This window comes from Mucilaginibacter sp. RCC_168 (genome assembly GCF_041355315.1).
In the GTDB taxonomy this organism is placed as follows: domain Bacteria; phylum Bacteroidota; class Bacteroidia; order Sphingobacteriales; family Sphingobacteriaceae; genus Mucilaginibacter.
This window is the reverse complement of sequence record NZ_JBFUPN010000084.1, coordinates 1-585: the sequence shown is the minus strand read 5'-3', so window position 1 is coordinate 585 and position 585 is coordinate 1. Positions and strand designations below refer to the sequence as shown.

General features: G+C 45.8%; 1 protein-coding gene. It reads left to right on the top strand.

Features of this window, described 5'->3' with window-relative positions; all coding sequences use genetic code 11:
• Window positions 1-585, top strand: a 585-nt coding sequence (locus AB6735_RS28060; protein WP_370999493.1) for a condensation domain-containing protein, incomplete at both ends; no start/stop codon positions are given.

Below are 585 nucleotides of genomic sequence, written 5' to 3'. Positions count from 1 at the left end.
TAAATGTTCCTATCATCAAGATCGTTTGTGGTTTATAGATCAGTTCGAATCGGGAAACTTGTACGCATCTTCACCGGTTTATCATAATATACCGGTCATAGCAGCTATAGAGGGTTCCCTGGATATTGCGAAGCTGGAATCCTGTTTAAGAAAACTGGTTTTAGAGAACGAGATATTGCGGATGCGGATCAAAGATACAGACGGGGTTCCTTCCCGGTATCTTTCAGGGTTACCTGATATCAGGATATCTGTGAATAAGAGCTTATATGGTATGAGTGATTCAGAATGGTCATCATTATCGGCTTCCGGGTGTGCTCTGCTGATTTCTGAGGCTAAGGAGCCTTTTAACCTGGGGGAGGATTCCCTGCTTCGGGTAAGTGTTTACGCCTGTTCCGAACAACGTCACCTTTTGAGTATCAACATACACCATGCTATTGTTGACCGAGTGTCGTGCCGGTTGTTCCTCCAATCACTTTTTGATGCCTACACCGGCAACGGTCTGCCGGAGAAGAAAGATAGTCTTCCGTATGCTGCTTTTTCCCGCTGGCAGCTGGATCTCTCCAGGGATGTCCTCGGTTATCATTT